The organism is Winogradskyella ursingii, from assembly GCF_013403975.1.
Classification (GTDB): domain Bacteria; phylum Bacteroidota; class Bacteroidia; order Flavobacteriales; family Flavobacteriaceae; genus Winogradskyella; species Winogradskyella ursingii.
The window spans coordinates 32,243-57,567 of record NZ_JABFDH010000005.1 but is presented as its reverse complement, the minus strand read 5'-3'; the positions used below and the strand labels follow the sequence as shown (position 1 = coordinate 57,567).

The window sequence follows — 25,325 nt, the reverse complement described above, 5'->3', positions numbered from 1 at the left end:
TTATTTGAAGAAAGAATCCACAAACTCGTATTTATTAAATACCTGCAAGTCTTCAATCCCTTCACCGACTCCAATATATTTCACCGGAATCTGAAACTGGTCAGAGATACCAATAACGACTCCTCCTTTTGCAGTCCCGTCTAATTTGGTAACTGCCAACGAAGTAACTTCTGTCGCTGCCGTGAATTGTTTGGCTTGTTCAAAAGCATTTTGTCCTGTAGAACCGTCTAGAACCAACAACACATCATGTGGTGCGTCACCAATTACTTTTTGCATGACACGTTTTACTTTGGTGAGCTCGTTCATTAAATTGACTTTATTATGAAGTCTTCCTGCTGTATCGATAATAATAACATCTGCATTTTGATTGACACCAGATTGAACAGCATCGAAAGCTACTGAAGCTGGGTCACTTCCCATTTTTTGTTTTATCATTGGTACCTCTACACGATCCGCCCAAACTTGTAATTGGTCTATTGCCGCAGCTCTAAACGTATCTGCTGCACCAAGCACTACTTTTAAGCCTTTCTTTTTAAATTGATATGCTAGTTTACCTATGGTTGTGGTCTTACCAACACCATTAACACCAACCACCATTAATACGTAAGGTGTTTTTGAGCCATCGTCTTGTTTAGGTAAGTCAGGAATTTTATACTCCGTTTCTTCTCCAGACTTCGTTTCAGAAAGTAAAGCTGCTATTTCTTCTCTTAAAATTTTATTTAGTTCTGAAGTGCCTAAATATTTGTCCTTTGCAACACGTTCTTCAATACGCTCAATGACCTTTAATGTTGTATTAACTCCGACATCGCTGGTCACTAAAATTTCTTCAAGATTATCCAAGACATCGTCATCTACTTTAGACTTTCCTGCAACAGCTTTATTTAATTTATTAAAAAATGAAGATTTGGACTTTTCCAGTCCTTTATCCAGTGTTTCCTTTTTTTCTGAAGAGAATATATTTTTGAAAAAACTCATATTTTTATTTCATTGTCTTTTCGACTTACTTCGCAAAGTACTTTCCATCAAATTATTATTTGATCACAGCAAAGCTCAATGTGATTGTCTTATTACTTTTATATGGATTCTATAACAACAACCTTGCCCGTATAGTATTACTGCAAAGTTGTCAGTCTTTGTCTCAAATATAGCCATAAAAAAACTGCTTTCAAATGAAAGCAGTTTAGTAATATCTTTATTCTAAAAGATTATTTCTTGTTTAAAAAGTCATCAACAAATTCTGGTGCCATAACCGATTCTACGAACATGTAAGCTCCAGTTTTTGGTGACTTCACCATTTTTATCGCTTTTGTCAAACGCTTTGATCCTGTCTGTAAAGACGCTACTGATTTCTTTGCCATGTCTTAAGTTATTTAATTTCTTTATGAACTGTCATACGCTTAAGAATAGGATTAAATTTCTTAATCTCCATACGGTCTGGCGTATTCTTTTTATTTTTGGTTGTAATATATCTTGAAGTTCCTGGCTTACCAGAAGCTTTGTGCTCTGTGCACTCTAAGATTACCTGTATTCTATTTCCTTTTTTTGCCATAATATTGCCACGCCCTTAACGAGGTATGTTTTATGTTATTTGTAAAATCCTTTTGCTCTAGCTTCTTTTAACGCTGCAGAAATACCAATTTTATTGATGGTTTTAAGTGCAGATGTAGAAACTTTTAACGTTACCCACTTATCTTCTTCAGGGATGTAAAAACGCTTTTTTACCAAGTTGGCATTGAACTTGCGCTTTGTTTTGTTCATAGCGTGAGAAACGTTGTTTCCCGTCATTGCTTTTTTTCCTGTAAGTTCACAAACTCTAGACATTTTTCCTCTTATTTTTAAACAGGGTGCAAATTTAGTAAAACTTTACGTTTCAACAAATATAAAATATTACTTTTTTTATTAAATACCTTCAATTTCTTTTTGAAGCATTTCAAACGATTTGTTAGCAGCCTTCATTATTACCTTTTCTCTGTGGTTACTAAAATTGAAAACTTCTGATCGTACACCAGCTTTTGTGGCAATAGCAATCCACACCGTTCCGACCTCGGCATCAGAATCTCCTTTGCTTGGCCCAGCATTTCCTGTGGTACTTATAGCAAAATCTGTATCAAACAATTGCCTTACGTTTTTTGCCATAGCTTCAGCAATTTCTTTGCTCACAACGGAATACTTCGAGATTTCATTTTCAGGAATATTTAAAATATTCACTTTAGATTTCGTGGAATAACTCACAATGCTACCCTTAAAATATGCTGATGCTCCTGCATTTGCTGTAAATGATTGTGATATTCTTCCTCCTGTACAACTTTCAGCTATGGATAGGGTTTTCCCTAATTCAGTAAGTTTCTTGCCAATAATAGCTTCAATTGATAAGTCTTCTTCAAATCCAACAAATATGTCTTGGAGTTGTGGCAATACCAAATCTATTTGGTTTTGGATTTCTTTTTCCACAATCGCTTTGTCCAACGATTTGCCGGACAAACGCAAACGTACTCGACCAAGACTAGGCAAATAGGCTAATTTTATAAAATCCGGAAGTGCGTCTTCCCATGCTTCGATACGCTCTGCAATGGCACTTTCACCCAAACCATAGGTTAATAGTGTCCTGTGCATAATAAAGGGAAAATTGAATTTTTTACGCAATCTGGGAATGACCTCATGGGTTATCAAAGCCTTCATCTCATAAGGTACTCCTGGCAGAGACACAAACACTTTACCATTTCTCTCAATCCACATGCCTGGTGCTGTACCAAATTGGTTCATCAACACTTCTGCCTTAGAAGGAACCAAAGCCTGTTGTCTATTAAGATTGGAAATTGGCGTGCTTATATATTTTGCAAATAGCGCTTCTACATTTTTAAGAACGGCCTTGTCCTCAACTAAAGTATCGTTAAAATAGTCGCAAATAGTGTGTTTGGTAATATCGTCCTTTGTGGGACCGAGTCCACCAGTGATAATAATAATATCAGCATTTTCCTCTGCTTCTTTTAAAGCCTTTAGAATATGCGCCTTATCATCTTGAATGGAGGTGATTTGATAAATTGAAATACCAAATTTGTTGAATTCTTTTCCTAAAAAAGCCGAATTGGTATCTACAATCTGGCCAATGAGAATCTCATCGCCAATAGTAATGATTTCTGCTTGCATTATAGCCCGAAATCTGATTTCATCTCATTTGTAGCATCTTCTACTCCCTGTAAGAGCACTTGCAATTCTTGATCAACGTTATTGTCCGTTTGCTCAAATTTACCCCAATCCTGTATTTTTATTAATTCGTCATATACACTTAGCTCGAACAAATCAATGGTGGGTTTCATTTTATGAGCTGCCTGATAGGTTTCTTGGAAATCTTTGGCTGGAACAGCTTTCTTAAGTCGCGCCGCATCTTCTGGAACTTCTTCAATAAAAGCGGCTGCTAATGCTGCTACGAAATCTTCATCGTTATCGGCCATTTCGCGAACGCGATGCAATTTGTAATGTTGTGGCATTTATTTAATTTTTATGGAAAACATTTCGTCATTTTCAATGTATCCTGTTAACCTGTCATCTGCAAAAACTTTACCAACACCTGCTGGTGTTCCTGTAAAGATAATATCTCCAATTTTTAAAGTGAAATATTTTGACACATATTCTACAAGTTCATCGATTTTCCATAGCATTAATTCTGTATTTGCAGATTGAACGACCTCCTCGTTTTTCTTTAAACTGAAGTTGATATCGTTAACATCCTTAAATTTGGATTTTGACAACCATTTTCCAATAACAGCAGCACCATCAAAGCTTTTGGACTTTTCCCATGGTAGTCCTTTTTCCTTTAATTGCTTTTGAAGATCACGCGCAGTGAAGTCGATTCCGAGCCCGATTTCATCATAATATTTATGTGCGAATTTTTTGTCTATATACTTGCCAACTCTATTGATTTTTATCAAAACTTCAACCTCATGATGCACATCATCCGAAAAATCAGGTATAAAAAACGGTTGTTTTTTTAGCAGTATGGCAGTATCTGGCTTGATAAACACAACAGGATCTGTTGGTTTTTCGTTTTCTAGCTCTTTTATGTGGTCGGTGTAATTGCGACCTATGCAGATTAGTTTCATGACAATATATTTGTTCTTCCGCACTTGATGCGAAATCAATTTCGTTAAACATTAATTCCTAATTTGTGGATTCTGCCGTAGGTAGAAATGACAATAATTAGCTTAATTTATTATTAAATTGTCTCAGCTTAATCGCTGTCAATACTTTTTTGGTATAAAGCGGAAAATCTGCATTAAGCAACCACCCAAAATAACCTGGCTCCTGCTCCATCACGTCCAAAACACGTTTGCCTTTATGCTTACCAAACGAAAAGCATTCTTCTCCTTTTTTATTAAAAATCAAGAAGCCAGCAAAATCAGCGAATTTTTTACGAGAGCTAAATTCCGCTAAAAACTTAGTGTCATTTTCTAATGACTCGTACTTATCTAATTGTGCTTTTAAAACTTCATAAGTTGCTTTGGTGTCAGCTTCTGCACTGTGTGCATCATCTAAGTTTTTATCGCAGTAAAATTTGTATGCTGCACTTAGCGTACGTTGCTCCATTTTGTGAAAAATGGTTTGCACATCTACGGACTGTCTACCCTTCATGTCAAAATCTATTTCTGCTCGTAGCATTTCCTCTGCCAAAAGCGGAATATCGAAACGGTTGGAATTAAAACCTCCTAAATCCGAATCCTTAATCATATTGTAAATTTCTTTTGAGAGCTCTTTAAATGTTGGTTTATCAGCCACATCTGCATCGGAAATACCATGAATGGCTGTTACCTCTGCTGGAATTGGCATTTCAGGATTTACAATCCAGGTTTTGCTATCCTCCTTTCCGTCTGGATAAATTTTTAGAATTGAGATTTCTACAATTCGGTCTTTTGAAATATTGATGCCTGTTGTTTCCAAATCGAAAAAACAGATGGGTTTGTTTAAATTGAGTTGCATATTTACTTTCTTATTGTAAAGGTAATTAGTTATTTTGAACTTGATCTTTAAGTTTATGATAAACCCAAAGAGTATTAGCTCTGATAGATTTGACATTTTAAAAACAAAAAAAGCACAGTCCTAAAAATTGTGCTTTTTATTTTCGTTGTAAGTTACTAAATCAACCCGCAAATTATCGGGTTTTAGTAATAACTCTATTTTAGCATTAAATCTCTCGATTCACATCCCAAGCTTCTAAATAATCTTTAACGGCTTTTACAAACTGCCCACCAAGTGCACCATTGACAACTCTATGGTCGTAAGAATGAGATAAAAACATTTTATAACGAATGCCTATAAAATCTCCTTCTGGCGTTTCTATAACAGCTGGTACTTTTCTAATGGCACCTAATGCTAAAATGGCAACTTGCGGCTGGTTAATAATTGGTGTACCCATAATACTGCCAAAAGTACCCACATTGGTTACAGTGTAAGTTCCACCCTGAATGTCGTCAGGACTTAATTTATTTTCTCTGGCCCTTTTGGCTAGATCATTCACTTTTTTAGCCATACCCAATAAATTCAATTGATCTGCATCTCTGATTACAGGTACAATTAAATTACCATCTCCCAATGCAGCAGCCATACCTAAATTGATATGTTTCTTTTTAATTACTGTATCACCTTGCACGGAAATATTAATCATCGGGAAATCCCTAATGGCTTTCGCCACAGCCTCCATAAATATTGGCGTAAAGGTTAGGTTCTCTCCTTCACGCTTTTTAAAGCTTTCTTTGTGCTTGTTTCTCCAATTCCAAATATTAGTAACATCTGCTTCAATGAACGATTGTACATGTGCAGAAGTCTGAACAGAATCTACCATGTGCTTTGAAATGAGCTTGCCCATTCTGGACATTTCTATGATTTCGTCTTCACCTGAACTTTTAGGAGCTACAGTTGGTTTTTCTGAATTTTTATCTTTTACGGGTTGTTGAATATGTGTTTTTTGAGCTGGAACTGCAGGTGAAATGGATTCTTGTGGTTTCTCATTACCACGAGATTCTACGTATCCTAAAATATCATTCTTAGTTACACGACCATCTTTCCCAGTCCCGTCAATACTATCTAATTCAGATTGAGAAATCCCTTCTTGTTTCGCGATATTTCGCACTAAAGGTGAATAAAAACGCTCTCCAGAAGATGTAATTGGCTCAGTGGTTTCTTTGGCAGCAGTTACAGATTGTGTAATTTCTGCAGCTTCTTTTGGCGGTTGTACGTCAGTTTGTGACTCTTCTTTCTCTTCTACCTTCTTTTCTTCAACTTCGCCGTTATTATCACCGTCGGTTTCAATAATAGCTATGGTTTGACCCACTTGAACTACGTCGTCTGCATTAAATAATTTTTCAACCAATACTCCGTCCACCTCACTTGGTACTTCACTATCTACTTTATCGGTAGCGATTTCCAAAACAGCTTCATCGGCCTCAATGGTATCTCCAACTTCTTTGAGCCAAGAGGTAATCGTTGCTTCTGCAACACTCTCTCCCATCTTAGGTAACTTAAGTTCAAACTTTGCCATATCTATAATTTGAAGGTCTTTATTGTATAATTGACTGCAAAATTAGTAAAAAAACACTTGTTTTACTGAATTTTATTCAATTTAAATCATCAGAAATGGAGCACTTCGCCTCTTTGGACGCTGCTATCACTTCCGATGATAAATGTACTATTTTTTGGCAAAATCCTATATGAAATAGATTTTGAAGTGTCACTCGATTTCATATATTCGATGATTGCCTTATAACCAAGATGATTTGCGTCTAGAACAACTTGGGAGTTTTCTGAGATTTCAGGTAATCTAGAAACCTGAGTAAACGGTTGCTGTAATTTTGAAGTCATTGTCTCAAAATTTCCGTTGGAAACTAGAATAGATTTTTTAATTTTTATTTTCTTCAATTTTGGAATGGATTTCCCCTTCTGAGACCCAACCTTTATTGCTAGTTTTACCATTGCCGTAAAGAGCGAATTTCGTTCAAAATGTTTTCTGTAAAAAATAGCCATAGCTTGGTAAAATCGTTTAGCATATACTTTATCTTTGAAGGTACTCTCTCCTTTAAAATGGATAATGGATGTTTTACCAAAATAAAAATTGCTATATCCTGCTTTCAATATTTTAAAGGATAAATCGATATCCTCTCCATACATAAAATAATCTTCGTCAAAACCACCGACTTCATTATAAACATCACGTCTTAACATCATAAATGCACCAACTAAAATGTCGGTTTTGCCCACATCATCATTTTCAATATTTCGATTGTAATAATGGTCGGACTTGCCCATCATTTTTTGGAATGCAATCTTTGCTGTAGGTATATGTCTTTTACTTTCAGGGAGAAATTTTCCCGTTCCATCAATTAATTGACAGCCCACTATACCGAAGTTAGATTTACTTTTAGCAAATTCAAGGATTTGAATAAAAGTATCTTCGGCAATAACAGTATCCGGATTAAGTATGCAAATGTATTCGCCCTTAGACTCTGCCACTCCTATATTATTCCCTTTCGAGAATCCTAAATTTTGTGTATTTTCTATTAATTTTACTTCGGGAAATCGCTCTTTCACCATTTCGCAACTATCATCAGAGGAGCTATTGTCGACCACTATAATTTCTGCCTCAATGGACTTGAGTGCGTCTTGAACACTCTGGAGGCAAAGCTCCAGAAAATAGCGCACATTATAATTGAGAACAATAACAGATAGCTTCAAAATAGTTTAGGACTTTAGTGAGGTTTCAAAAGGCACTCTGTCTATAATACTGCGACCCAACGTGATTTCATCTGTGTATTCAAGTTCGTTTCCTGCTGCTACACCTCTAGCAATTGTTGAGGTGGTCACTTTATAATCTTGGATTTGTCTAAAAATGTAAAAATTTGTTGTGTCACCTTCCATTGTTGGACTCATTGCAAAAATCAATTCTTTAACCTCTCCCTCCTTCACTTTATTCACCAAAGTATTTATGTTTAAATCCTGTGGTCCTATGCCATCCATCGGTGATATTTTACCTCCTAACACGTGGTACAGACCTTTAAATGAGCTGGTATTTTCAATAGCCATTACATCTCTCATATCTTCAACCACACAAATTAGTGCTCTATTTCGGTTTGGGTTTCGACATATTTCGCAAAGTATATCGTCGCTTATATTATGGCACGATTTACAGAAATTAATTTCTGCTCGCACTTTGCTCAGGGCATTTGCCAATTGATAGGTCTGCTCTTCTGGTTGGCGCAGCATATGCAAGACTAATCTCAATGCCGTTCGTTTACCAATACCTGGCAATTGCGACATTTCGTTAACTGCATTTTCCAATAATTTAGATGAAAATTCCATGATTACGAAGTTACTTAATTTTGAGCATAAAAAAATCCAATTGCAGAAGAACTACAATTGGATTCATTTAAATATGATTATAGAGATTAATTAAGAATAAGTTTCTTAGTCACTTCTCCTTTTGTAGTATTCAATTTTACAAAATACATACCTGATCCGTAGGCCGAAGTATTAATTTTTAGCCCATTTTGTAAGTTCACCTTTTTTGTGTAAAACATTAATTTACCAAGTGTGTTATAAATCTTAACACTTACATCTTCAGATTGATTCCATTTCAAATTAATTTCATCATTACCAGGATTAGGATACATCGACAAATCTTGGATATTAAAATCATTTACACTGAGTGCCGGATTATAAATATCTGATCTCCAGAGACCTCTTCCATAGGTAGCTGCGTATATTTTATCGTCGGCCGTATTTATCTCCAACTCATTAATTCTTACGTTAGGCAATCCATTACTAAAGGGCGCCCAAGTATTTCCTAAACTGTTATCGGTATAATAAATTCCGTAATTCATGCCCACATACAGTCCGTCTTCACCATTATCTTGCCACGCTAATGCTTGCGCGGAAAAATTTGGTAAATCAAAGCGCATAGATGTCCACGTTGCACCATTATTTGTACTCACATAAACTTTATCGCTATTTGTCGTAGCAATTGCCACCTTGCCTGGATCGGTTGGGTGTACAGCGATTTGATTTATTCTTCCTCCATTTAAGTCTAATCCTGATTGTCTCCATACGCTACCACCACTTATGGTATACCAAAACGCACCATTTATTGCCAAATACATATATTGATTATTGCTTGGTGCAATTTTTAAATGATCTATACTCGCGTTAAAATCTGGTGATATTGTAGTCCATGAATTTCCTCCATTTGTTGATTTATAGACTAAATCAAAAGCACAATAAAGCGTATTCTGAACTGTTGGATCTTGCTCAAAAGGGACAATCCAATTCCAGTTATTTTGTCCGCCTTTACCATCTGGTTGTCCCATACCAAATACGCTATTTCCTCCGTTAAAAGATTTTATAAAAGAACCAAATTGAGAAGTCCCATAGATAAGATTTGAATCGTTTTTATCTACAAAACCTTCCATACCGTCTGCTCCCCACCAATCTCTCCAGACACCGTCTGCTCCTAGCACTGTCGATCCATTATCTTGTGAACCTCCAGTAACTATAACAGGGTTAGTTTGGCTAATTCCAATTTTATAAAATTGTCTAATACCTAATCCCGGTGTTAAATCGGTGTAGTAATTACTATTGATCACCGTAGGATTTTCTGCTTTATAAATACCTCCATCCGATCCAACAAATAGTTTAGGATTATTTCCATCTTTCACAAACATTAATAAATCAATATCTGCATGGCAATAACCAATATTTTGTCCATTAGCACTATTTGGCGTCCATTGGGAAGTTATATTAAAACTAGTTCCTCCATCAGTAGAACGCCATGTATTAATTCCCGCAATGTGTACATCATTTGCATTATCTGGATTAACTGCCACATCCATATCTCTTGGAGCTTGACCACGACCTGCATCGTTACTATCTTCAGGGTCTGAAGAGTAGCCAAAATAATTTTTATTTGCGTGATTTAATTTCGAAAAATTCTGACCTTGATTGGTAGATTTGTGAAATGCTCCAAATGCACCACCAGCCGCCTCTACTACATAAACAACATTCGGATCATCTTCAGAAACTCCGATCATTTTAGCTCCTGATGAAAATTCATTAGGTGAAGATTCAAAACCGTCTGAAAATATAACACCATTATTTGGAGTTTCTATCGATACATCATCTAGAGTCAAGCCTCTTCCCCATTTTGAAGTGCCCTCAAAGGCTAAATAATAATCAGCAGTAGGATTAGGGAGAGCTAATGTCACATCGTTCCATATGTTTGATTCTGTAGTATATTCCGCCAATTGCACCCAACTTCCGGCTGAAGAAGTTTTGTAAAAAACTCTCAACTCATCAACATCGCCTGCCCAATTCACATTTGTAAAAGAGAACTTAACTTCTGGACTGGCAGCACCACCTAAATCCATTGAAGGAGTTACCAACTTAGTCCTATGCTGATTAAAATTACCAACATAAAAAAGTGCCATCCCAGTGCCTGTGTTTGGACTAACTGTATTGTTTTGGTTAGAAGATGCTGTTGTCCAGCCTGAATTGGCATTCTCAAATTCCTGAGTCCACGCACTCAAGCCATCAGGAGCTGTAAAAGTTGTGCCTCCATCTGTAGAAATGTAGAAATTATTTCCAGAAGCATATATGGTATTAGGGTCACCAGGTTTAAACTCAAAATCGTATCCATTTGTTGCTCCATTGGTAATTATGGACCAAGTAACACCATTATTTGTTGATTTATAAAGACCTGCACCCTCAGCACTAGCATATATTTTTGAGTTATCTGTTGGATGTATAAGTATTCTATTAACATTACCTCCAGGCAAACTACCTTGAAGTGTCCAAGTTGCACCACTATCCACAGACTTAAAAATAGAACCACTTTTTGAACCCCAATAATAAGTTGAATTATCTAGCGGATCTATAGCCAAAGCATACACATCGATATTGGCTAAATTATCAGTCAATACGGTCCAATTTGTTCCACCATCTATTGTTCTCCATACTCCACCTGTTTCACCACCAACAATAATATGGTTAATGTCACCATCCTCAACGGCAATTGATGTGATTCTCCCAACACCTGGATTATAACCAGAAGTTGCATTCCAATAGGTTGGACCCATTTCTTCCCACGTACCTACCACTGTTCTATCTGCAATACCCTCCTCTACCATTCTCGCATTGTAAGCTTCAAGTTCGTTGTAATAAAATTCTGGTGATTTTAGTTTTCCTGTTTCGTCCATTGCGCGTTCAGCAAAATACTGCCAACGTTTAAATGGTTTAAAGCCTGTTCCTCTTTCTCTCCCTACGGTATCGAAATGACGTTCTGCAACTTCGCTAATATATTCAACCGTGTGTGTGCCTTCTGCTATTAAAGTTCTATAATCCTGAGCGTAGGATAATGTTCCCACCAAGATTACTGTAAGGATCAGTGTAATTCTTTTCATATTTAGTTTAATTTTTAAGGCTTATTATGGCAAAAGTACTATTTTTCATAAAATTTTCTTAAAAAATTATTTTATGACCCCATTATCCATTCTATTATTAATCGCAGCTTATTTCGGCGTCCTTATTGTCATATCCTATTTTACTGGTAAAGAAGACTCAAATGCTGCTTTTTTTAAGGCAAATAAATCGGCTCCATGGTATTTAGTTGCCTTTGGAATGATTGGAGCATCACTATCTGGAGTGACCTTTATTTCTGTACCAGGAGCTGTTGAAGCCAAACAGTTTGGATATATGCAAGTAGTGTATGGCTATATTTTGGGTTATTTGGTTATAGCATTTGTATTACTACCATTATATTACAGACTCAATCTCACTAGCATTTACACCTACCTCAAAGACCGTTTTGGAAATGTAAGCTACAAAACTGGATCTGTAGCGTTTTTAATTTCTCGTACTGTTGGTGCATCTTTTAGATTGTTTTTGGTAGCCAAAGTACTTCAACTTTTAATCTTTGACCGCTTTGGAATTCCGTTTCTTATAACGGTGATCATTACCATTGGGTTGATTTGGCTTTATACTTTTAGAGGTGGCATTAAGACTATAATTTTTACTGATACGCTTCAGACGTTGTTTATGTTAGTTTCTGTTGTGGTGACGATTGTTTTTTTGGCTTCTGCGTTAGATTTGAATTCCTTTTCTGAAGTTGTGACTAATGTAAAAGATAGCGCTTTAAGTAAAACATTCTTTTTTGATGATGTCAACGATCCTCAATATTTTTGGAAAAGCTTTCTCTCAGGAATTTTCATCACAATTACCATGACTGGTTTAGACCAGGATATGATGCAGAAAAACCTGACCTGCAAAAACCTACGTGAGGCTCAGAAAAATATGGTCTCATTTACTATTGTTCTCGTTTTTGTAAACCTACTTTTTATGGCGCTTGGTTTAATGCTCACTCAGTATGCTGAGGCCAATGGTATTACAGCAAAAAAAGATGATCTTTTCCCGACAATAGCCATGCTTCCAGAAATTGGTGTAGTGACTTCTGCATTTTTCTTGTTAGGACTAATTGCTGCTGCATATTCCAGTGCCGATTCTGCACTGACTTCACTGACGACTTCATTTTGTATAGATATAATTGAGATCGACAAAAAACCTCAAGCTGAACAGAAAAAAACACGAAAGAAAATCCATGTTCTTTTTAGCGTAATTTTAGTATTGGTCATCATATTATTTGATGTAATCTTTACTGATGTATCTGTTATATGGGAGTTATTTAAAGCAGCCGGATATACTTACGGCCCACTATTGGGTCTATTTGCTTTTGGTTTAATTACCAAATCGCAAATAAAAGACAAGTGGGTTTGGGTCATCGCTATTGCAGCACCATTGATTTCATACGTTTTAAACCTCAATTCTAAGGAACTGTTTAACGGTTATGAAATCGGTTTTGAAATCTTAATCGTAAATGGTCTGTTGATGTTTATAGGATTGGCGCTGTTGAGAAAGAAGTCTAATACTGATTCGTTGCCAGCATAACCAATGTACAGGCGACTTCAACTTCAATATTATTATCTTTTAAAATTGCATAAAAGTATGGGTTTTCTGTACCTGGATTGAAAATTACACGTTTTGGATTTAGTCCAACAATGTATTCATAGTAGGGTTCTTGCCGCTTTGGGTTGAGATAAAGAGTTATTGTATCAAGCTCCTTATATGCTTTTAATTCTGTATCTATTTTTACTCCATTCACTTCACCTTCCCTCAATCCAAAGGCTTTGACTTCATGGCCAGAATTTTTAATTCTATTAATTGCAATATTGGAATAACGGCTTGGATTGAGCGATGCTCCAATGACGAGTGTTTTCTTTTTCATTTTGTTAAAACCTTGTTAAGTTATGTTAAAGAGGGTAACGTAATGTAAAGATAGTCGTCTAGCTAGAAAGAAACAAACATCAATCAATCAAAAAAATCAATCAAAAATGAAGCATTTCCTTCTAATGCTTTTAATGGTCTCATCAGCCATTTTAAGCGCACAACCCAAATCAAATTCAGACATTAAAAACGGTTCAATATCTGGTCGTATTATAGACGCTCAGCTCAACGAGCCCTTACCTTACGTGAATGTCATCGTCAAAGATTCTGCAGATAAGATTATTACAGGTAGCATCACTAATGCCGATGGCACTTTTAATATTGAAAAAATTCCTGAAGGCGCTGTAAATATTGAAATAAAGTTTATTGGCTATAAAACTATTTTAAAACAAGTAACCATCGGAAACGACAATTACCAAATTGAAATGGGAGACATTCTTCTAGAAGAAGATATCGAAAGTCTGGACGAAGTCACCGTCGTCGCAGAAGTCTCAACCATTCAACAAAAAATAGATCGGAAGGTTATTAACGTTGGAAAAGACCTCACTACCACAGGCCCAACAGCCTCAGATATAATGAATAATATACCGTCCGTGAATGTGGACCAACAAACAGGTGGTATTTCACTTCGTGGTAACCAAAATGTTCAGGTCATGATAGATGGAAAATTATCCAACATTCCTGCGGCTCAATTATTGAAACAGATTCCTTCAACCTCCATTAAACAAATCGAATTAATCACCAATCCATCAGCAAAATACAATCCTGAAGGAATGAGCGGTATTATTAATATCATTCTACATAAAAATGTAAACATTGGCTTTAACGGTAATGCAAATGTTGGATTGAGCTATCAAATTGAACCAAAATTCAATAGTTCTATTGATGCAAATTACCGAAATGGTAAGCTCAATTTTTATGGAAGTTATGGCAATAGTTTTTCAGACAATGTAAATGAAGGTAGCGTATCACAAGTAGAAACCGGACTAACCCAAGAGTTAGATATCTTAAATGAAAATAATAGCCACCTATTTAAAGTGGGTGTTGATTATTACTTAAACGATAAAAATACATTCTCGTTTTTTACAAATCAGAATCTTTATGATGGCGGAGCGTTGGTAAATACCGCAGTCATTTCATCAAATAATGCAGCTACACAATTACAGTCTATTGATGGTACCAGTGAAAACAACAGCGAACAATACAATTTTAATTACAAACTAGAATTTGATGAAGGTCATAATATTGAGCTCGAAGCAGATTACAATACGTACGATGGCAACTCAACAACATTAAATCTCTTCAGTGGCGTAATTGTACGTCCCAATTTTATAGAAAACACAGATATTGATCGTACCAACACCACGATTAATTTAGATTACGTGAACCCATTAACTGAAAAATCAAAACTCGAAGTTGGGCTACAGGCCAGGTTGTTTGAAAATATAATTAACTATAATTCAGATGCTCGAGTACGTGATGATAATGGTAATTACATTCCGACACAAACTTCATTTGATTATACTCGTGATATTTATTCTGCTTATGCTAGCTATGGCTTAACATTAGAAAAATGGTCATATAAATTAGGCATTCGAGCAGAAATGGTAGAAGTTGACGCCTTTGCTGTTGATACTGATTTAACGGACAATACCACAACTGATTTTCCTTTTGAAAACGACTATTTTCAGGTGTACCCATCGGCATTTGTTACGTACTCGGCTTCGGATAAAAATTCTTATCAGTTCAGTTTTAGCCGTCGTGTAGATCGGCCAGGCGTTGGACAGGTAAATCCAATACCAGAATTTAACACTGCATTGATTTCACAATTTGGGAACCCCGAATTAACACCACAGTTTACAAATTCGTTAGAAACAAATTACACTCGTAATCTTGAAAAAGGCAGTATTACCGCTGGTGTATTTTATAGATTAATTGAAGACGAAATTAACCAAGTCGTGATTGTTGATCGATCGGATTTATCTTCTGGACGTGTAATTTTAACCAACGGCAATTTTGACACCACGAACGCTTACGGTATTGAACTTTCAAGCAATTACAGGCCAACCAAATGGTGGAGTTTTAATGCCAGTTTTGATTTGTACAACCAGAAACAAAAAGGTATTGCCGAATCTATTGACCCGACCATAGTTAATCCTGTAGAAAGTGATGTGATACAAACTACGGTAGAGGTCGACAACTTGGTTTACAACTTTAGAGTATTTAACAATTTTAAAGTCACTAAAAATTTATCGCTTTCGGCATTTGGGTTGTATCGAGGTAAGGAAACCGGGCTTAATTTTGAAGTGGACCCAATTTACTTTGTGAATCTAGGCTTACGTTATAATTTCCTAGAAGACAACAGAGCAACTTTTAGCCTTAACTTTAGCAATGTCTTTGACACTCAAGAAATAAGTGTTTTAAGTGAGCGTCCCTTTGTACAGAATGTAAATTTTGAAGGTGAATTTAAAACCATTTATGCCGGTTTATCTTATAGATTTGGAGGCGGTAAATACAGAGCAAAATCTAGAAAGGATCGTGATGACAATGAAAAAGATGGAGGAGGTTTCTTTTAAGAAATAAAGAAAATTGTCACACTGAGCGCAACATAAGTGTTTTTTAATTAAAGAAAACATATTTAATAGTTCACATAAATAGTTGATGGTTAGTGTTAATGTGAAACTATTAAATTAGAAAACCCTGATGACTTAAAGTTGTCAGGGTTTTTGTTAAATATGCGTTAAACTTAAAATTCCATGAAATAAAACCGAAAGTTTTACGTCTATATGGGTGAGATAAGTTTTAAGTAATAGTAATTATAAATTAATTTTTATAATAGTGTTAGTTAAGTTGGTTAATAGCGAGAAAGCCCAAACATTAAATGTTTGGGCTTTCTTTTTGACATAGTTAGTGGTGTTTTAAACAAAGTTAATACCATACTTTCCGCAAATTTCCGTTACCTTTTTAAAATCAGGTGGTCCAGAAGGCAGTTTAGCTAGTTCTATAAACATATGCTCTATTCCTGCCGGAAAAGCAGACGTAATCATTTTGGCTTTTTCTGTACCAACAATTTTCCAAGCATGCACTATATTTTTTGGAGCAAAAGCGATATCTCCAGCATTTAAAATTTGGGTTTTTCCATCAACCATTATTTCAACTTGACCTTTTACCACCCTAAAAATTTCATCTTCCTTAGTATGAACATGTGGCGGAATACCAACGCCGGGCTCGACATTATCTACCCATTCAACAATTTGGTTTTCTGTATCACTTCCTACTAATTTATGTGTTTGTATGTCTCCAATAACATTGAGAATAGTACCTTCTGAATCCTGAACAATTTTAGGATTATTAGAGAGAAAGTTTATTTCTTTGAATTTTAAATCCCCCTTTAAAATACTTGGTATCAACGCCAATCCCAATCCAAAACCAGATGTTTTTAAAAATTTCTTTCTATCCATGATTTAGTTTTATTGCAAGGTATACTAACCAATAAAGTGAATCAATGTGAAAAACTCGGTAAAATCTTAGAATTTAGGCTTGTCTAAGAGCCGAAGGTGTTGTTCCCGTATGGGTTTTAAAGAAATAACTAAAGTAATCGGGTGAAGAAAACCCTAAGTCAAAACCTATTTCTTTAATGGTTTTGTTAGTGAATTTTAGAGCGTAACGCGATCTCATTAGCAGCTGCTCTATGATGATGTTTTTTGAACTTACTCCCAAAACTTCTTTTACACATTCATTCAAATATTTTGGTGAGACATTAAGCTGATCGGCATAATAAGACACTTCATGGTCGTTCATAACTTTTTCGTCTACTAATTTTTTGAAACTATACACCAATTGGGTTCGAGCATTATTATTAGACGCCACAGACTTAATATTACATTGTCCATCACAATACACAAAAAAGGTATTCAGCAGCGATAAGATAGCGTCCTCTTTATGGTTAAGCTGTGAGCCTACCAATTCATCAATCATTTCCAAGATGGCTTGGGTTCGTTTTTCAATACCTGGACTTAATTTAAACAAAGGAATTTCACCCGTATTAAACAATCGCACCTTATTGATATGAAGCTTACTCAAAAGCGGATGATCCAACACCTTATTCGGTAGATATAAAATATAGCCAGAGGATTTAGTAGTATTACCTTTTAAAACCTTCCACCGATATTTTGGATCTAGAAACAGAATAGAGTTGGACACATTATGATAAAGCTTATGGTTTATCTTTAAGCCTTCGACCTCATCTTTTATCCAGCATATTACAAATGTTTCACTATCTCGGTTTGAAACCGTGTCATTTAAAATTTGTGATATTTTGATTTTATCGATTTGCATATGCAATTGAAACCTATTCTATTCTTAATCAAGATCATAATTGATTTATAAATTTATGAAATTTTCAATTGAATAGCAGTAACCTTCTTGAAAGAGAAAAATTAAGTTTAAAATTAGAAACAGAAGTCAGAATATGATAGCACTAATTTCTAGTTTATAATTACTGTACACCAGAAAAAAAGAACCGCCAAAAAATAGCACCTTCCAAATCGCAAGAACCCGACCAAAAAATGAAATTTCTTTATCGTACAACTTTCTATTACGGTTTTGTTTGCTATTATTTTCGGGCTACATGAACGTTTTCAAATATTACAGGTGGACATGTTTGAATTTTTGAATTGCTACCTTCTGGTATTTTCTATTCATTATCCAATTCGTCCCTGATTATATGACGTATGTTTTTCCTTTGAATTTTGTTCCGTGCAGATTTATCTTTTGCTACATATTGATTCTTATCCTCCTTAAACCACATATGATTTTCAGTTAATCCAGAACCTTGTTTAATCATAAGTCCATTGTACGGACAATTAGCATATCCGCAATTATGTTTGGAATATTCCCCGAAATTTCTGTGTTTTATTCTTTTTTCAGCTAATATTTTTTGTTGATTTACTTTTATATCGTCCCAAAGCTGTCTTGCATCAGCTTGGGTTAAATCCATTCCAAGAGTTGTCAAATCAAAATTAGTTTTAGGATCTTTGAGTTGATAAAAATTAAATGTCTTTCCGAAAGTAGAATTGGCATAATCACGAATTTCAATTCGGTCATCCAAATTCAATTTTTCATTTTCACAAATCGAGCGATACATACCCAAAGTGTTGAAATCAGTGTATTTTTTATGATTGTCAATAAAATGAAAATATTCACTCTTGTGTAATTGGTTAAATTTCCTTCCTATTTTCATTTTAAATTTGTAGTCAACACTTCACTAAAACACATGCTCTAAAATCTTAAAGCAATTCAATATAATGAGGTAAGCGATTTTTTTTAAAAAGGGAAAAACTAAAAATTGTTTCTAACTGCCTACCATTTAATAATCACACTTCCCCAAGTAAAGCCACTACCAAAAGCAGCTAAAACTACCGTATCGCCCTCTTTTACTTTACCTTCTTCCCAAGCTTCAGTAAGTGCTATGGGTATTGATGCCGCCGTGGTGTTTCCGTAGTTCTGAATATTATTAAATACTTGGTCATCCGACAAATCAAACTTACGTTGTATAAATTGTGCTATTCTCAAATTTGCCTGATGCGGAATAAGCATATCAATATCTTCTTTTTTCAGATTGTTCTTCATCAAGCCTTCCATAATCACTTCGCTAAAACGCACTACGGCATTTTTAAATACAAACTGACCGTTCATGTATGGAAAATAGCTTTCGTCATTATCATCATTTTCCTCTAAAATATCCGTAACCCAACGTGTTCCCATTCCTGGTGCTTTGACTACCAGTTCTTCGGCATGTTCTCCCTGGCTGTGCAGATGGGTAGACAGAATACCTTTTGAAGTATTTTCTTCTCGAGTTAAAACTGCCGCTCCTGCTCCGTCTCCAAAAATCACAGACACTCCTCGACCTCGAGTAGTTTTATCCAAACCGTGTGAATGCAGTTCGCTACCAATCACCAACACATTTTTATACATGCCCGTTTTTATAAAATTATCGGCAACTGATATGGCGTATACAAACCCAGAACATTGGTTACGCACATCCAAAGCTCCTACAGTTTTTATATCTAGCGCATGCTGTACCTGTACACCTGGTCCAGGAAAATACATGTCTGGACTCAACGTTGCAAATATGATAAAATCTATGTCATCTTTATCGATTCCGGCTCGTTCAATAGCTTGCTTTCCAGCTTTCACGCCCATAGTTGCTGTTGTATCACCATCTCCGTCCTTTACCCAACGTCGTTCTTTGATTCCTGTGCGTTCCTGTATCCATTCGTCACTAGTATCCATAAGTTTGGACAAATCTTTATTGGTGACTACATTATCAGGAACATATTTACCTAAGCCTATTATTTTTGAATTGTACATCGAAAATTTATTTTAGTTTCCTCAGTTTACAACGAACTCGACGATGTAAGAGTGGGAATCTCATTAAACACATAGACCGCAAATTTAACCTATTTACTACTATACAAAAGCCAAATCGTTATGCATGCATAACAGTAGTCCTAATTTTAACATCTCTCTCACATTTAGCCATTTCAATTTTAAGTACCTTCAAGGCTCTAATCAATTTAAATAAAACATGAAACTAATCTTAAAAATTCTTGTGTGTTTTACACTTGCAAGTGGCTTCGCACAGCAAAATTTAACTTACCAACAACCCTCTGAAGAAATAATGAAACTGGCCGATGTAGAACTCGCTCCGAGTGTACAAATTGACAGTAAAGGCGAAAACATGGTGCTGCTTTACAGAGACCAATACAAATCTATTTCAGAGTTGTCCGAAACCGAATTAAGGTTGGCAGGGTTGCGAATTAATCCTGTTACAAACATTGGGAGTAGAACTAGTTATACCACTAATCTTAAAGTAAAGAAAACTTCAGATAAAGATGCTAAACAAGTTACCGGGCTACCAGAAAATGCTAGACTATCTGATTTCAGATGGTCACCAGATGAATCCATGATTGCTTGCTTAAATACTACAGATAAAGGTGTTGAAGTATGGGTTTTAAACATCAACGACGCAGAAGTAAACAAAATAACCGATGCCTCAGTCAATGCAAACATGGGCAGCACTCTCAATTGGTTTAATGACAACCAACATCTTTTGGTAAAAATGTTACCAAGCGATAGACAACCATTGATAGATGCTGATACAGCGGTACCTACGGGACCGACTGTTTCTGTAAGTGACGGTTCAAAAGCACAAAACAGAACTTATCAAGATTTATTAAAAACACCAAATGACGAATTTAATTTTGAGCAATTATCACGTTCAGAAATTAAAAAAGTATCCGTTAATGGGGCCGCCAGCGATTTTCTTGGGTCAGACATGTATCGTGGCATTGATTTTTCGCCCAATGGTGAATATGTAATGATCACTACAATAGATCGTCCTTTCTCTTATTTGGTAACCTATAGTAGATTCCCTTATGAAGAAACCATATATGACACCAATGGCAATGTAGTTAAAACTGTCAATAAAGTCCCTCTAGACGAAGTAAGACCACAAGGTTTTATGGCAACAAGAATGGGTAAACGTAATATGAATTGGAGAGCTGACCAACCAGCAACTCTAGTTTGGGCCGAAGCTTTAGATAAAGGTGATCCTGAAGTAGAAGCAGAATATAGAGATGCAGTCTATCAACAAAAGGCACCGTTTACTGGAGATCCAAAGTTACTTTTAAAAACCAAGCAACGCTTTTCTGGTATAACTTGGGGCGACGAAAATACAGCCATAGCTTACGATTATTGGTGGAATACAAGAAACACTAAAACGTATTTATTCAATCCATCCAAACCAAACGAAAACGCTAAAATCATCACAGATAGAAGTTATCAAGACGTGTATAGCGATCCAGGAAATTTTGTGACAACAAAAAACAAAATGGGAAGCTATGTTTTAGAGATGGACGACAACAAGCTTTACCGCATGGGAGAGGGCTATTCTAAAGAAGGACAATTCCCTTTTATAGATGAATACAATATTAAAACAGGAAAAACAAAACGCCTTTATCAATCTGAATATACAGATAAATTGGAGAGTTTGATGTCTGCAATAGACATGGAAGACGGAGAAATCTTAGTGAGAATAGAATCTCAAACCGAATATCCTAATTATTATATCAGAAACATAAACAAGAACAACGATCTAACTGCCATTACAGACTTCGAAAACCCATTTAAAAGTCTGGCAGATGTAAACAAGCGTGTAATTAATTACAAACGTGACGATGGTTTGGATTTAGATGGTACACTCTATTTACCACTTGACTACGAGGAAGGCAAAAAATATCCAATGATTCTTTGGGCTTATCCTCGAGAATACAAAGATAAAGCTACTGCTGCGCAAAGTACTTCAAATCCAAACGAATTTGTATATCCATCATGGGGCTCACCTATTTATTGGGTGACCCAAGGTTATGTAGTATTGGACGATGCCGCATTCCCAATCGTAGGAGAGGGAGAGAAAGAGCCTAACGACACATTTAGAGAACAATTAGTAGCCAACGGGAAAGCTGCTATTGATGCCGTTGACAATATGGGCTATATAGATAGAGATAGGGTCGCAGTAGGTGGCCACAGTTATGGTGCTTTTATGACAGCCAACTTATTGTCACATTCAAACTTATTTGCAGCAGGTATTGCAAGAAGTGGCGCATATAATAGAACATTGACGCCATTCGGATTTCAAAGTGAACAGCGCAGTTATTGGGATTCACCAGAAACGTATTATAACATGTCGCCTTTTATGCATGCTGACAAAATGAAAACCCCTTTACTTTTGATTCATGGTGTGGCAGATAATAATTCTGGTACTTACCCTCTACAAAGTGAACGTTATTTTAATGCGCTCAAAGGTCTCGGAGCTCCTGTAAGATTGGTTATGTTACCAAAAGAAAGCCATGGTTATAGAGCTAAAGAATCTATTATGCACATGCTATGGGAGCAAGATCAATGGCTCGATAAGCACGTGAAAAACAAAGAAGAAAAAGAAGAGCCTATTGAGAATACTGAAAAGATGAAAAATTAATTTTAATTTCATATCAATACATAGCCGCTCAATTTGAGCGGCTTTTTTTATGTCATCTTGTCACAAATGTTTAGTTGGTATTTTATTTGTCTAGTAGTTCAACATAATTAAAACAATATATAATTAGATTTCTGCTTACGCAGGAATGACAAAAACTACATATTATGGCAAAAGGAAACATTAACGTATCGGTAGAAAATATCTTTCCGTTAATTAAAAAGTTTTTATACAGTGACCACGAAATCTTCTTACGTGAGCTCATTAGTAATGCAACAGATGCGACATTAAAAATGAAGCACCTCACCAGCATAGGTGAAGCAAAGGTTGAATATGGTAACCCAATTATCGAGGTAAAAGTTGATAAAGAAGGTAAAAAACTTCACGTCATAGACCAAGGTGTGGGTATGACAGCAGAGGAAGTTGAAAAATACATTAACCAAATTGCATTTTCTGGTGCTGAAGAATTTTTGGATAAGTACAAAGATTCAGCTAAAGATTCTGGTATTATAGGACACTTCGGTCTTGGATTCTATTCTGCATTTATGGTGGCAGATAAGGTTGAAATTATTACTAAATCTTATAAAGATGAACCTGCCGCACATTGGACGTGTGATGGTTCACCAGAGTTCACTTTAGAGAAAGCAGATAAAACTGAAAGAGGTACGGAAATCATTCTTCACATTTCTGAAGATTCAACTGAATTTTTGGAGGAAAGTAAAATCCGCGAGTTGTTGAACAAGTACAACAAGTTTATGCCAATTCCAATCAAATTTGGAACAAAGGAAATAAACGATCCAGATTTTACGCCTAAGACCACAAAAGATAAAGACGGCAAAGAAACTACCGAGCCACACAAAAAAATTACGGTTGATGATATCATCAATAATCCTGATCCAGCATGGACCAAACAGCCATCGGAATTAGAAGAAGAGGATTATAAAAAATTCTACAGAGAACTGTATCCAATGCAGTTTGAGGAGCCGTTATTTAATATTCATTTGAATGTGGACTACCCATTCAACCTAACGGGAATATTATATTTCCCAAAAATGACGAATGACATCAACATTCAAAAAGATAAGATTCAGCTGTATCAAAATCAAGTATTTGTAACCGATAATGTTGAAGGTATTGTACCAGAATTCTTAACGATGTTGAGAGGTGTGATTGATTCGCCAGATATACCATTAAATGTGTCCCGTTCTTACCTACAAGCCGATGGTAATGTAAAGAAGATTTCATCTTACATTACACGAAAAGTGGCAGATAAGTTAAAATCCTTATTTAACAATAACCGGGAGGATTTTGAAAAGAAATGGGACGATATCAAAATTGTAATTGAATACGGTATGCTTTCCGAAGAAAAATTCTTTGAAAAAGCAGACGCATTTGCACTCTATCCAACAGTAGATGGAAAATATTACACTTTTGAAGAGTTAACCAACGCCATTAAAGCAAAGCAGACTGACAAGGATGATAAAATGGTAATTCTGTATGCTTCCAATAAAGATGAGCAACACGCTTACATTGAAACTGCAAAGGCCAAAGGTTACGAGGTATTACTTTTAGATTCACCAATCGTTTCGCATTTAATTCAGAAATTGGAAACAACAAAAGAAAATATTTCATTCGCACGCGTCGATGGTGATCATATAGACAACCTCATCAAAAAAGAAGAAAATGCCATCTCAAAATTATCTGATGAAGAAAAAACTAAATTAGATGAATTACTGAAAGATGTTGTGCCGTCAGAAAAGTTCATGGTACAATTAGAAGCTATGGATAGCGATGCTTCACCATTTATCATTACGCAACCAGAATTTATGCGACGTATGAAAGAAATGCAAGCCACTGGTGGCGGAGGCGGTATGTTTATGGGCAATATGCCGGAGATGTACAACCTTATAGTGAATACAAATTCTGAATTGGTCGGAGAGATTTTAAACACCAAAACCAAAAAGAAACAAGAACGTTTGATTAATCAAAGTTTAGATTTGGCACGTTTGTCACAAGGGCTACTCAAAGGTGAAGAGCTTACGAACTTTATCAAGCGAAGTTATGACATGATAAAATAAGAATTTTAAATAACAGAATAAAAAACCACTTTGTTAATTCAAGGTGGTTTTTTTATATTAATGAAATTTGAATTAATTATTATACTTTTAATAAAAACTAAAAAATGTCTCAACAAGATTCGCATATAAATACAATTTTTAAAAATGTACCATTATCTGACGAAGAACTTGAAAGAATTGATATAGTTCTTCATCACGAAGAATATAAGAAAGGGGAAAAAGTTTTCGAATCTGGAGATATCGTCAACAACATGTATTACATTTGGAGTGGCTGTCTTAGAACTTACTGTATCGAAGAAAATGGCAAAGAGCATACATTACAATTCGGAATTAAGGATTGGTGGATCACAGATTTTTCGGCTTTTTTCTCTCGGTCAGAAGCAATGATGAATCTCGAAGTGATTGAAAATGCGAAGATCTACAAACTTTCCATTCAAGATTGGCAAAACCTCTGCAACGATATAGTAAGCATAAACACTTATGGCAGAAATAAACTAGAGAGTGCCTTTAGTATGTTTCAGAGAAGAATACTGTCTAACATGTCTCTGTCGGCTCAAGTACGGTATAAAAATTTTGTCAAACAATATCCAGACATAGAGGCAAAGGTGAAAAATTACCATATAGCTTCCTATTTAGGTATAACAAATGAAAGCCTTAGCAGAATAAGAAAAGAAATTTATAAAAAATAATTATCGTTATTATCATATATCAATTTATGGTTCAATCATTTAGTATAGTTTCGCACCTGTACTTTAAACCCTAAATAAAAAAGTACAACATTAACAATCCCAAGTTGGTTAATAGCTAAAAAGCGTAAGTTTAAAACACTTACGCTTTTTTAGTTATTACAAAATACCATTAAAAAAGACCACCTTTAGATGGTCTTTTCTACTTAA

The 25,325-nt window shown here is 35.5% G+C and carries 22 protein-coding genes; 5 read left to right on the top strand and 17 right to left on the bottom strand.

Features of this window, described 5'->3' with window-relative positions; all coding sequences use genetic code 11:
- The 12 genes from ftsY to HM983_RS12955 form a co-directional block, all read right to left on the bottom strand.
- Window positions 1–975, bottom strand: coding sequence for a signal recognition particle-docking protein FtsY (gene ftsY / locus HM983_RS13010; RefSeq protein ID WP_179346047.1), 975 nt, complete (start codon window positions 973–975; stop codon window positions 1–3).
- A 230-nt stretch (window positions 976–1,205) separates the two neighbouring features.
- Entirely contained in the window at window positions 1,206–1,358 is a 153-nt protein-coding gene (locus tag HM983_RS13005) for a DUF4295 domain-containing protein (protein WP_115817435.1), read from the bottom strand.
- Between the two features lie 8 nt (window positions 1,359–1,366).
- Entirely contained in the window at window positions 1,367–1,549 is a 183-nt protein-coding gene (gene rpmG, locus HM983_RS13000) for a 50S ribosomal protein L33 (RefSeq protein WP_179346045.1), read from the bottom strand.
- A gap of 35 nt (window positions 1,550–1,584) precedes the next feature.
- Window positions 1,585–1,821: a 50S ribosomal protein L28 gene (rpmB, locus tag HM983_RS12995; protein ID WP_179346043.1), complete on the bottom strand. Its 237-nt coding sequence runs from the start codon at window positions 1,819–1,821 to the stop codon at window positions 1,585–1,587.
- Window positions 1,822–1,899: 78 nt separating this feature from the next.
- Window positions 1,900–3,147, bottom strand: a complete 1,248-nt coding sequence (locus HM983_RS12990) for a competence/damage-inducible protein A (RefSeq protein WP_179346041.1) — start codon at window positions 3,145–3,147, stop codon at window positions 1,900–1,902.
- Entirely contained in the window at window positions 3,147–3,488 is a 342-nt protein-coding gene (locus HM983_RS12985; RefSeq protein ID WP_179346040.1) for an Hpt domain-containing protein, read from the bottom strand. The genes HM983_RS12990 and HM983_RS12985 overlap by 1 nt, the downstream gene beginning before the upstream one ends.
- Window positions 3,489–4,100, bottom strand: a complete 612-nt coding sequence (locus HM983_RS12980; RefSeq protein ID WP_179346038.1) for a fumarylacetoacetate hydrolase family protein — start codon at window positions 4,098–4,100, stop codon at window positions 3,489–3,491.
- 97 nt (window positions 4,101–4,197) lie between these two features.
- Window positions 4,198–4,974, bottom strand: a complete 777-nt coding sequence (locus HM983_RS12975) for a 3'-5' exonuclease (protein WP_179346036.1) — start codon at window positions 4,972–4,974, stop codon at window positions 4,198–4,200.
- A 205-nt stretch (window positions 4,975–5,179) separates the two neighbouring features.
- Entirely contained in the window at window positions 5,180–6,532 is a 1,353-nt protein-coding gene (locus tag HM983_RS12970) for a dihydrolipoamide acetyltransferase family protein (RefSeq protein ID WP_179346034.1), read from the bottom strand.
- 89 nt (window positions 6,533–6,621) lie between these two features.
- Window positions 6,622–7,722, bottom strand: coding sequence for a glycosyltransferase family 2 protein (locus tag HM983_RS12965; protein ID WP_179346032.1), 1,101 nt, complete (start codon window positions 7,720–7,722; stop codon window positions 6,622–6,624).
- 6 nt (window positions 7,723–7,728) lie between these two features.
- A complete protein-coding gene (gene recR / locus HM983_RS12960; protein WP_179346030.1) occupies window positions 7,729–8,346 on the bottom strand; it encodes a recombination mediator RecR in 618 nt (205 codons plus the stop codon).
- 86 nt (window positions 8,347–8,432) lie between these two features.
- Entirely contained in the window at window positions 8,433–11,438 is a 3,006-nt protein-coding gene (locus HM983_RS12955; protein ID WP_179346028.1) for a VPS10 domain-containing protein, read from the bottom strand.
- A gap of 73 nt (window positions 11,439–11,511) precedes the next feature.
- On the opposite strand from HM983_RS12955, the gene HM983_RS12950 reads away from it, so the two are divergent.
- Window positions 11,512–12,978, top strand: a complete 1,467-nt coding sequence (locus HM983_RS12950) for a sodium:solute symporter (protein ID WP_179346026.1) — start codon at window positions 11,512–11,514, stop codon at window positions 12,976–12,978.
- Here the strand turns inward: HM983_RS12950 and HM983_RS12945 are convergent.
- Window positions 12,953–13,315: a CoA-binding protein gene (locus HM983_RS12945; RefSeq protein ID WP_179346024.1), complete on the bottom strand. Its 363-nt coding sequence runs from the start codon at window positions 13,313–13,315 to the stop codon at window positions 12,953–12,955. The two genes, HM983_RS12950 and HM983_RS12945, sit on opposite strands and share 26 nt — an antisense overlap.
- Before the next feature lie 106 nt (window positions 13,316–13,421).
- Between HM983_RS12945 and HM983_RS12940 the strand changes: the two genes are divergently transcribed.
- The gene (locus tag HM983_RS12940; protein WP_179346022.1) at window positions 13,422–15,890 is read left to right on the top strand and encodes an outer membrane beta-barrel family protein; all 2,469 of its coding nucleotides are present in this window, start codon (window positions 13,422–13,424) and stop codon (window positions 15,888–15,890) included.
- A 342-nt stretch (window positions 15,891–16,232) separates the two neighbouring features.
- Here HM983_RS12940 and HM983_RS12935 read toward each other — a convergent pair whose 3' ends face one another.
- The 4 genes from HM983_RS12935 to HM983_RS12920 form a co-directional block, all read right to left on the bottom strand.
- Window positions 16,233–16,775: a cupin domain-containing protein gene (locus tag HM983_RS12935; protein ID WP_179346020.1), complete on the bottom strand. Its 543-nt coding sequence runs from the start codon at window positions 16,773–16,775 to the stop codon at window positions 16,233–16,235.
- Window positions 16,776–16,848: 73 nt separating this feature from the next.
- A complete protein-coding gene (locus HM983_RS12930; RefSeq protein ID WP_179346018.1) occupies window positions 16,849–17,652 on the bottom strand; it encodes a helix-turn-helix domain-containing protein in 804 nt (267 codons plus the stop codon).
- A 358-nt stretch (window positions 17,653–18,010) separates the two neighbouring features.
- Window positions 18,011–18,556, bottom strand: coding sequence for a hypothetical protein (locus HM983_RS12925; protein WP_179346016.1), 546 nt, complete (start codon window positions 18,554–18,556; stop codon window positions 18,011–18,013).
- A gap of 119 nt (window positions 18,557–18,675) precedes the next feature.
- Entirely contained in the window at window positions 18,676–19,686 is a 1,011-nt protein-coding gene (locus tag HM983_RS12920; protein WP_179346014.1) for a 3-oxoacyl-ACP synthase III family protein, read from the bottom strand.
- 217 nt (window positions 19,687–19,903) lie between these two features.
- Between HM983_RS12920 and HM983_RS12915 the strand changes: the two genes are divergently transcribed.
- The 3 genes from HM983_RS12915 to HM983_RS12905 all read left to right on the top strand — a co-directional run bounded on the left by HM983_RS12915 (window position 19,904) and on the right by HM983_RS12905 (window position 25,118).
- A complete protein-coding gene (locus tag HM983_RS12915) occupies window positions 19,904–22,354 on the top strand; it encodes an alpha/beta hydrolase family protein (protein WP_179346012.1) in 2,451 nt (816 codons plus the stop codon).
- Between the two features lie 164 nt (window positions 22,355–22,518).
- A complete protein-coding gene (htpG, locus tag HM983_RS12910) occupies window positions 22,519–24,429 on the top strand; it encodes a molecular chaperone HtpG (protein ID WP_179346010.1) in 1,911 nt (636 codons plus the stop codon).
- A 104-nt stretch (window positions 24,430–24,533) separates the two neighbouring features.
- On the top strand, window positions 24,534–25,118 hold the full coding sequence (locus HM983_RS12905) for a Crp/Fnr family transcriptional regulator (protein WP_179346008.1): 585 nt from the start codon (window positions 24,534–24,536) through the stop codon (window positions 25,116–25,118).
- Window positions 25,119–25,325: the final 207 nt, after the last annotated feature.